General features: G+C 57.0%; 8 protein-coding genes and 1 pseudogene. 3 read left to right on the top strand and 6 right to left on the bottom strand.

Annotated elements, in window-relative coordinates; translation table 11 throughout:
• From tpiA to ACZ25G_RS03605, 4 genes and pseudogenes are all read right to left on the bottom strand, one after another.
• The coding region (gene tpiA / locus ACZ25G_RS03590; RefSeq protein ID WP_463681568.1) for a triose-phosphate isomerase at nucleotides 1-680 on the bottom strand (680 nt) is incomplete at its 3' end.
• A gap of 75 nt (nucleotides 681-755) precedes the next feature.
• Nucleotides 756-1,946, bottom strand: coding sequence for a phosphoglycerate kinase (locus tag ACZ25G_RS03595; protein WP_191482973.1), 1,191 nt, complete (start codon nucleotides 1,944-1,946; stop codon nucleotides 756-758).
• Nucleotides 1,947-2,191: 245 nt separating this feature from the next.
• A pseudogene (gene trmL, locus ACZ25G_RS03600) lies at nucleotides 2,192-2,701 on the bottom strand (tRNA (uridine(34)/cytosine(34)/5-carboxymethylaminomethyluridine(34)-2'-O)-methyltransferase TrmL); the annotation flags it as partial.
• A 33-nt stretch (nucleotides 2,702-2,734) separates the two neighbouring features.
• The gene (locus tag ACZ25G_RS03605) at nucleotides 2,735-3,697 is read right to left on the bottom strand and encodes a type I phosphomannose isomerase catalytic subunit (protein ID WP_463681569.1); all 963 of its coding nucleotides are present in this window, start codon (nucleotides 3,695-3,697) and stop codon (nucleotides 2,735-2,737) included.
• Between the two features lie 360 nt (nucleotides 3,698-4,057).
• Here ACZ25G_RS03605 and typA point away from each other — a divergent pair, with 360 nt between their 5' ends.
• Both typA and ACZ25G_RS03615 read left to right on the top strand, forming a co-directional pair.
• The gene (gene typA, locus ACZ25G_RS03610; protein WP_463681574.1) at nucleotides 4,058-5,881 is read left to right on the top strand and encodes a translational GTPase TypA; all 1,824 of its coding nucleotides are present in this window, start codon (nucleotides 4,058-4,060) and stop codon (nucleotides 5,879-5,881) included.
• Nucleotides 5,882-6,107: 226 nt separating this feature from the next.
• On the top strand, nucleotides 6,108-6,419 hold the full coding sequence (locus ACZ25G_RS03615; RefSeq protein WP_463681570.1) for a helix-turn-helix domain-containing protein: 312 nt from the start codon (nucleotides 6,108-6,110) through the stop codon (nucleotides 6,417-6,419).
• An 80-nt stretch (nucleotides 6,420-6,499) separates the two neighbouring features.
• Here the strand turns inward: ACZ25G_RS03615 and ACZ25G_RS03620 are convergent, their stop codons facing one another.
• Both ACZ25G_RS03620 and ACZ25G_RS03625 read right to left on the bottom strand, forming a co-directional pair.
• A complete protein-coding gene (locus ACZ25G_RS03620; protein WP_463681571.1) occupies nucleotides 6,500-6,712 on the bottom strand; it encodes a type II toxin-antitoxin system antitoxin in 213 nt (70 codons plus the stop codon).
• Nucleotides 6,713-6,746: 34 nt separating this feature from the next.
• Entirely contained in the window at nucleotides 6,747-8,036 is a 1,290-nt protein-coding gene (locus ACZ25G_RS03625; protein WP_463681572.1) for a DUF1015 domain-containing protein, read from the bottom strand.
• Nucleotides 8,037-8,341: 305 nt separating this feature from the next.
• Here ACZ25G_RS03625 and ACZ25G_RS03630 point away from each other — a divergent pair.
• The coding region (locus ACZ25G_RS03630) for an ABC transporter ATP-binding protein (RefSeq protein ID WP_463681573.1) at nucleotides 8,342-9,244 on the top strand (903 nt) is incomplete at its 3' end.

A 9,244-nucleotide genomic window follows, 5' to 3' on the forward strand; every position in this document is an offset into this window, starting at 1 on the left:
GAAAGGAGCTCGTCTGCGTTCTTAGCGTTCATGGAACCGCCGTACTGGATGGTGGTAGCCTGAGCGGTAGCGTCGTCATAGAGCTTGGCAATGACGCCGCGGATAGCGCCGCAAACCTCTTCTGCCTGGTCGGCGGTAGCGGTTTTGCCGGTGCCGATGGCCCAAACAGGCTCATAAGCGATGATGATGTCCTTCATTTCCTCTTTGGAAACGCCGCCCAGAGCGATCTTGGTCTGCATGGAGCAGATCTCCTCGGTGATGCCCTGCTCTCTCTGATCCAGGAGCTCGCCGACGCAGAGGATAACCTTCAGGCCAGCGTCCAGAGCAGCCCGGACTCTCTGGTTGACGGTGACATCGGTCTCGCCGAAGTACTGTCTTCTCTCAGAGTGGCCGATGATGACGTATTCAACGCCAACCTCTTTGAGCATGTCGGCGGAAACCTCTGCGGTGAATGCGCCGGATTTTGCCCAGTGGCAGTTCTCAGCGCCTACCTTGATGTTGGTGCCTTTGGTTGCGGCAATGGCGGTCTCCAGGTTGGTGTAGGGGACGCAGATGATAACGTCGCAGTCCGCATCTTTGACCAGGGGGATCATCTCTTCGATGAGAGCTTTGGCCTCGGGACGGGTTTTATTCATTTTCCAGTTGCCGGCGATAACGGCTTTACGTGTTGCCTTATTCATCAGTAATACGCTCCTTTTGGATATGTTATGTTTCGAAAAGGCACGGGGGACCGTGCCTTTTCCTCTCATTTGTTCTTATTTATCGTTGAGGCAGTCGATGCCGGGGAGAACCTTGCCCTCCATAAACTCCAGGGAAGCGCCGCCGCCGGTGGAGATATGGCTCATCTTGTCGGCAAAGCCCAGCTTGGTCACAGCCGCGACAGAGTCGCCGCCGCCAATGATGGAAACAGCGCCGCTGTCAGCCACTGCCTTGGCTACCGCCAGGGTGCCTTTTGCGAATTTCTCAAACTCAAATACGCCCATAGGCCCGTTCCAGATGACGGTGCCGGCGCCTTTCACAGCGTCGCAGAACAGCTCGATGGATTTGGGGCCGATGTCCATGCCCATCCAGCCGTCAGGGATGTCGTCGGAATTGACGATCTGCTCGTTGCAGTTCTCGTCGAATTTATCGCCAGCGTTGTTGTCGATGGGCAGCAGGAGCTTGACACCCTTCTTCTCCGCGTCGGCCAGAATCTGGCGGGCCAGATCCAGCTTGTCATCCTCGCAGATGGAATTGCCGATGGAATGACCCTGTGCCTTCATGAAGGTGTAGGCCATACCGCCGCCGATGACAAGGGTGTCGACCTTATCCAGCAGGTTGGTGATAACGCCGATCTTATCGGAAACTTTCGCGCCGCCCAGGATGGCCACAAAGGGACGTTTGGGGTTGGCCAGAGCGCCGCCGATGAAGTTGATTTCTTTCTGCATCAGATAGCCGCAAACAGCAGGCAGGTAAGCTGCCACGCCGGCGGTGGAAGCATGGGCTCTATGGCAGGCGCCGAAAGCGTCATTGACATAGATCTCTGCCATGGAAGCCAGCTCTTTGGCAAATGCGGGATCGTTCTTGGTCTCCTCTGCATGGTAACGAACGTTCTCCAGCAGCATGACCTCGCCGTCTTTCAGCTCGGAAGCCAGTTTCTTGGCGTCAGGACCGATGACGTCCTTGGCCATCTTTACTTCCTGGCCCAGCAGCTCGCTGAGTCTCTTGGCCACAGGTGCCAGAGAGAATTCCGGCTTGAACTCGCCCTTGGGACGGCCCAGATGAGAGCAGAGGATCAGCCGTGCTTTGTGATCAACCAAATACTTGATGGTAGGCAGAGCTGCCACAATTCTTTTGTCGTTGGTGATGACGCCGTCCTTGAGGGGAACGTTGAAATCACAACGGGCCAGTACTTTCTTACCGGCTACATCGATATCTTCGATGGACTTTTTGTTGAGAGAGGTCATGATTGCCACCCTTTCCTGATAATGATAATTCCTGCAAGCGGGATTTCCCCGCTGACCTGTCAGTTACGTTTTCCCAGCCGGAAGCCGGAAAAACATGGATTGTCTCATTTCTCACAATCCATAACATATTTTATCCTAAACCTGTCCATATTTCAAGTATTTTCCGGCAGATTTCCCCGGCTTTTCCCGGGTTTTTCCCATCCCTCCCCGGTTATTTCTAAAGCCTCATCCCCCTCTGGGAAGGAAGCGTTCTCCCAGGAAAACCGGGTCAGCTCCCCTTGGGTCTTCAGCGCCTCAAAGTCCCACTGCCGCAGCACCTCGTAGACGGCAATGGCCACCGTGTTGGAGAGGTTGAGGCTCCTGGCCCCCGGGATCATGGGCAGCCGGACGCACCGGTCGGGATGCTGGAACAAAAGCTCCTCCGGCAGCCCCGCGTCCTCCCGGCCGAAGACAATATAGGCGTCCTCCGGATAGGCTATATCGCTGTACCGGTTTTGCCCCTTGGTGGTGAAGTAGTAAAACTGTCCCTGGTTCTTTTTGAAAAAGTCCTCCAGGCTGTCGTAATAGGTGATATCCAGTAGATGCCAGTAATCCAGCCCCGCCCGTTTGAGCTTCTTGTCGTCGATCTGAAAGCCCATCGGCCCCACCAGATGGAGCCTGGCCCCAGTGGCGGCGCAGGTCCGGGCGATGTTGCCTGTATTCTGGGGGATCTGGGGCTCCACCAGTACAATATTCAGCTTCTTTTCTCTATCCATTTGTTATATCCCTTGCTTTTATTACTATTTGTATTAAATGTGGCAGGCCAGCACCCTGCATTTCCCCCGGATTTCACAGTCTCCCAGCCCTGCCGGCAGGAAGAAGCTTTCTCCCTTGCGGATCGCCATCTCCCCCTGGGGATAGACCAGGGTGCCCTCCCCTGTGAGGACGGTGAGGGAGAGGAAGGATTCCTCATTCACCGGCAGGGGCGCGGCGGTCTCCGCCTCGTAGAGCAGGGCGGTAAAATAGGGGCAGCTGGCCAGCAGGGTCCGGGCATAGCCGTCCAAGGATTCCCGCTCCCCCTGGGGGCGGGGCGGCCGGGTCTCCCGGGTCAGGCGGGTCACGTCCAGGGCCTTCTGGATATGCAGCTGCCGGGGCTTGCCGTCGGGGCCCACCCGGCCGAAGTCATAGACCCGGTAGGTGGAATTGGAGCTTTGCTGCACCTCGGCGATGAGGATGCCGGGGCCGATGGCGTGCAGGGTGCCGGCGTCGATAAAGAAGGTGTCCCCGGGATGGACCTCCACCTTCCGCAGCACGTCGGTGAGGGTGTTTTCTTGGATCCGGCGGGCAAATTCCTCCCTGGTCATATCCTTGGCAAAGCCGTAGTAGAGATAGGCCCCCGGTTCACATGCCAGCACCAGCCACATCTCGGTTTTCCCCGGCTCCCCCTCCACCCGGCGGGCATAGGCGTCGTCCGGATGGACCTGGACCGACAGGCTCTGTTTGGCGTCGATGAGTTTGATCAGCACCGGAAATTCCGGCAGCTCCTCTCCCCGCTTCCCCAGGCACTGTCGACCCAGGGCGTCGATGGCCTGGGGCAGGGTCATCCCCGCCTGGGGGCCGTTTTCCACCAGGCTGGGGCCGTCCTTGTGGCAGGACACCTCCCAGCTTTCCGCCACGATGGGGAGATCGCTTTCCTTTCCGTATTGGGTTTTGAGCCTTGTCCCGCCCCAGAGATAGTCTTTGAGAGCCGGGCGCAGTTTCATGGGAACCATAGGCCGCTTCCTTCCTTTTTTCAGTGATGTCCTTTCATTCTGGGCATTTTCCTTCCATCTTATTAAACAACAGATAGGCCCCTAAAATCAAGCCTATCCGCCCCTTGGCGGGAAAAAGCCCAGGCAGCGGCTGGATTTCCCGGGAAAGGGGCGCTTTCTCCCCCCGGCTTTCGTCAAAAGTGCAAAAAAGGCCGGGAGGGGGACTGTCAAATTTTGTTTGTTTAATTGACCAAATTTTTGACGAATTTTATAGTAAAGCTGACGGGAATGATGTATAATAAACAGATGAGCTTTCCGGAATTGGGGAAAGAAATCCGCCGCGCGACGGCTGCGGCATCACAGGTAGGAAGGGAAATTGCTTTGATTAGAGAAGATTTGAGAAATATTGCCATCATCGCCCACGTCGACCACGGCAAGACCACCCTGGTGGACCAGATGCTCAAACAGTCGGGAGCATTCCGGAAAAATCAGGTGGTGGCCGAACGGGTCATGGATAACGGCGACCTGGAACGGGAGCGGGGCATCACCATCCTGGCCAAAAACACCTCTGTCTACTATAAAGATATTAAGATCAACATCATCGACACCCCGGGACACGCCGACTTCGGCGGCGAGGTGGAGCGGGTCCTCAAGATGGTCAACGGCGTCCTGCTGCTGGTGGACGCGGCGGAGGGCCCCATGCCCCAGACCCGCTTTGTCCTGCAGCGGGCTCTGGCCCTGGGCCATAAGGTCATCATTGTGGTCAACAAGATCGACCGGCCCGACGCCCGCACCGACGAGATCGAAAACGAGGTGCTGGAGCTGCTCCTGGACCTGGACGCGGCGGAGGAGCAGCTGGAAAGCCCCATCATCTACTGCTCCGGCCGGGACGGCACCGCCACCAAGGACATCCACGGCACCGGCACCGACCTTGTCCCCCTGTTTGAGGAGATCATCAACTACATCCCAGCGCCGGAGGGGGACGAAAACGGCCCCATGCAGATGCTGGTTTCCTCCATCGACTACAACGACTATGTAGGCCGGATCGCCATCGGCCGGGTGGAGCGGGGCGTCATCCGTCAGAACCAGGACATTTCCGTCTGCAACTTCCACGACGAGGAAACCGCCTATAAAGGGAAGATCGCCAACCTCTATGAAATCGAGGCCCTCAGCCGGGTTCCCTGCGAAGAGGCCAAGGTGGGGGATATTGTCTGCGTCTCCGGCATTGAGGGGATCACCATCGGCGACACCATCTGCCAGGCGGATACCCCTGAAGCCATCGAATTTGTCAAGATCTCCGAGCCCACCCTGGAGATGACCTTCTCGGTCAACGACAGCCCCTTTGCCGGCCGGGAGGGAAAATTTGTCACCTCCCGCCAGCTTCACGACCGGCTCTTCCGGGAACTGCTCCGGGATGTGTCCCTGCGGGTTTACCCCACCGACACCACCGACAGCTTTCGGGTCTGCGGCAGAGGCGAGATGCATCTTTCCATCCTCATCGAGACCATGCGCCGGGAGGGCTTTGAGTTCCAGGTGGGCTGCCCCAAGGTCATGACCAAAAAGAAAAACGGCGTCCTCATGGAGCCTATGGAGCGTCTGGTCACCGACGTCCCTGAGGAATGCGTCGGCTCTGTCATGGAAAAGATGGGCCAGCGCAAGGGCGAACTGCTCCATATGATGCCCCAGGGCAGCCGGATGAAGATGGAATTTCTCATCCCCTCCCGGGGACTCTTCGGCTACCGCAACGAGTTTCTCACCGACACCAAGGGCGAGGGGATTATGAGCTCCGTCTTTGAGTGCTATCAAGAATACAAAGGGGATATCCCCCGCCGTTCCACCGGCTCCCTCATCGCCTTTGAGACGGGAGAGGCGGTCACCTACGGCCTTTACAACGCCCAGCAGCGGGGCGAGCTCTTCATCGGCCCCGGCGTCCCGGTCTATGAGGGGATGATTGTGGGCCAGTCCCCCAAATCCGACGATATGGCCGTCAACGTCTGCAAGAAAAAGCATGTCACCAACATGCGGGCTTCCGGCTCCGACGAAGCCCTGCGGCTGACCCCGCCCCGCACCTTCAGCCTGGAGCAGGCGCTGGAATTTATCGCCGACGACGAGCTGGTGGAGGTCACCCCCAAAAACATCCGGCTGCGCAAGCGGATCTTAGACAACGCCCAGCGGATGAAAGCTGTTATGAAAAATAGGGATTAACCCATAGAAAAAGAGCCGCCATGAGCGGCTCTTTTTTTGCCTCTGCCGGGACGGCCGCCGCTGTACCGGCAGGGGCCTTATCAATCTAGCGGATCTTTTTTCTGTCATAGAAGCGGCGGCGCCCTCATTATAACATGATAATGTATATTATACAATATTATGTTATGCCTGGACCAGGATTATCACGGTATAATTTAGGTAACACTTTTCCAGGAGGTGGTGCCTTGTGAACCAAGTTGTCAAGAGGATCAAGGATCTGGCCGCAAAACAAAACCTATCCCAAAACAGGCTGGCGCAAAAGGCGCATCTGCCGCAAAGCACCATCAATTCCATCTTTAATTCTGTCAACGATTATCCCTCCATCCCCACCCTGGAGGCCATCTGCAAAGCCTTTGACATTACGGTGGCCGAGTTTTTCTCTGACGGCTCCACCCCCCGTTCCCTGACCCGGGAGCAGTATGCCATGTTCCAGCGCTGGAGCACCCTCACCGACGAGCAGAAGGAGCTGATCCTCAAGCTCATTGAGAATATGAAGTAAAGGCGCCCTCAAAAGGCGTCCCATTTTGATACAGGCCATAAAAAAGCCGTACCGCCAAAGCTTTCAGCGGTACGGCTTTTTTATTTTGCAGGTTTCTCTTTGTCCGGGCGGGATTGATCAGGTTCCAGTTCTATCGTTCCGTTTTTCTCCTCAAACTCCCGGATGCACTGGCGGATCAGGTAGAGGATCTGCCCATTGGCGGAGCGTCCCTCATACTTGGCGATGTAGTGCAGTTTTCCGTGGAGCTGGGGGTCAATTTCTATTCCCAGGTGCTTGTTCTTTTTATTTCGCATCAAATCACCGTCAGCAGAAATTTCGACCGGCCTGTTATTTTACATCCATAAACTTGTTCATCACAAGGCCGGTGGTCAGCTTGGGATAGAAGTAGGTGGATTTCTGGGGCATCTTCTCGCCGTTAGCGGCAATCCGGCCGATCTCCTCTACCTTGGTGGGGTTCATGATAAAGCTGAAGTTATAGGTGCCGTCCTTGACCTTGTCGATGGCCTCTTCCAGGGAGCGGGTGTAGTTTAAGTTCACCTGGTTCATCATGTTCTCCTTGTCAATGCCCAGGGCCTGCTCCAGCACCAGGGTGTGGAGGACCGACACGTCCAGGTTGCAGTAATCGTCGCTCATCTGGGGCTCAAACCGCTTCACCGCGTCCGGGTCGGTGAGGACAAAGAGGGTGTAGTCCTCCGCCCCGGCATAGAGGGCAAAGGCTTTTTTCCCCTGGGCGTAAAGCTCATCCAGCTTTTCTTCCATCCCCGCCAGGGGCAGGCCGGGGGTGATGTCGAAATAGGCCCGGCATTTTTCTTCCAGCTCCTTCAGGTCCACCTGGGGCATGTCCTTGATGAGCCGGTGGGTGGGGAACACCACCAGCCCCGGATGCTCCATGTCGCAGAGCATCATCATCACATAGTTGCCCGGATGGCTGTCGTCGGTGATGACCCCCTGCTCCCGCAGATAGTTGCGGATGTTGATGGCGGTTTCATACCGGTGGTGGCCGTCGGCTATATAAAGCTTGCGGGCGGCAAACTGGCCGCCGATGGCTTCCAGCACCGCCGGGTCATAGACGCACCAAAGGCGGTGGGTCACCCCGTCCCCATCGGTGAAGGAGGCGTCCGGCGCCCCTTCGGAGAGGCTGTCAATTAAGGACAGGGTGGTGTGCTCCGGGTCAATATACAGGGAATAGATCTGGCTAAACTGGCATCCGGTGGCCTTTTGCAGGTTAAAACGGTCGGTCTTTGCCTTGGAAAGGGTCTCCTCATGGGGCAGCACCACCCCTTTGGAGAAGTCCTCCACCTTCACCAGGCAGATAAAGCCCTTGATCTTGTGGCGCTGGCCCCGGGCGGTGAATTCCTCTTCATAGATGTAGATCCCCTCCCGGCTGTCCTGGGCCAGGATTCCCTCCTCCAGCCAGGAGTTCAGGGTCTGGGCCGCCTGGGCATAGGGCTCCTCTCCCCGGGGCAGCTCCAGCCGGATGACGTTGCAGGGGTTTTCCTTGAGATAGTTCTGGCGCTGCTCCTCGCTGATGATGTCATAAGGGGGGCAGCAGAGTTTGCCGATCTCCCCCGCTTTTTCGGTAAAGCGCAGCCCTCTAAAGCCTTTGACTGTTGCCATGATATTTCCTCCATTTCCCGGGGGATCCGGCCCCCGCCCTGGGCTCGCGGCGTCCTTGCGCCCCGCCCGTTTTTCCATGGAACTATTATACCATCCTCCGCCCCATCCAGGCAATGGGTTTCTCCCCTTCAGGCAATTTGCGGGGATATTTTCACACAACTGGCAGGAAACATCGGTGGAAATTTCACGTTCTATTTACAAAAGAAGTAAAAATTTCTGCTATCATATTTTTTAACTAAGCTTTGGCGGCCGGTGCCGCAGAAAGAGTGTGCCTTCGGGCGCAAGGAAAGGAATGGTTTGACAAAATGGTTGAGGTGAAGCATCTAGTCAAGCGCTACGGCGTGAAAAACGCGGTAGATGACATCAGCTTCTCCATTGATTCCGGGGAGATTGTGGGATTTCTCGGGCCCAACGGGGCGGGGAAATCCACCACCATGAACATACTGACCGGTTATATCTCCGCCACCCAGGGAGAGGCAACCATCGGGGGCTTCGACATTCTGGAGGAACCCCTCAAAGCAAAAAAATGTATCGGCTATCTGCCGGAACAGCCCCCGCTGTATCTGGATATGACGGTGGACGGCTATCTTCAGTTTATGTATGAGCTCAAAAAGGTCTCCCTGCCCCGCAAGGCCCATCTGGACGAGGTCTGCCGGCTCTGCGGCATCGAGGGGGTCCGGGGCAGGATCATCAAGAACCTGTCCAAAGGCTACCGCCAAAGGGTCGGACTGGCCCAGGCCCTGCTGGGCAATCCCCAGGTCCTGATCCTGGACGAGCCCACCGTGGGGCTGGACCCCAACCAGATCATCGAGATCCGGGATCTGATCCGGTCCCTGGGAGAAAAACACACCATCATCCTCTCCTCCCACATCCTCAGCGAGGTCCAGGCAGTCTGCGACCGGATCATCATCATCAACGCCGGCAAACTCATTGCCGACGGCACCCCCGAGTCCATCGCCGCCTCCCTGTCCTCCGACCACAGCCTGGTGGCCCGGATTGAGGGCAAGCAGGAGCAGGTTCTGCCGGTTCTCAAGGGCCTGGGACAGGACGTTCAGGTGGACGTTGCCGGTCCCAGGGAGGAAAATGGCGCGCCGGATATTTACGAATACCACATCCAGAGCAGTGAGCAGCGGGATCTGCGCCGTCCCCTCTTCCGGGCCCTGTGCCAGAACAATATGCCCCTGCTCCTGTTAAAGACTTCGGAGCTG

It is taken from the genome of Zongyangia sp., from assembly GCF_965361945.1.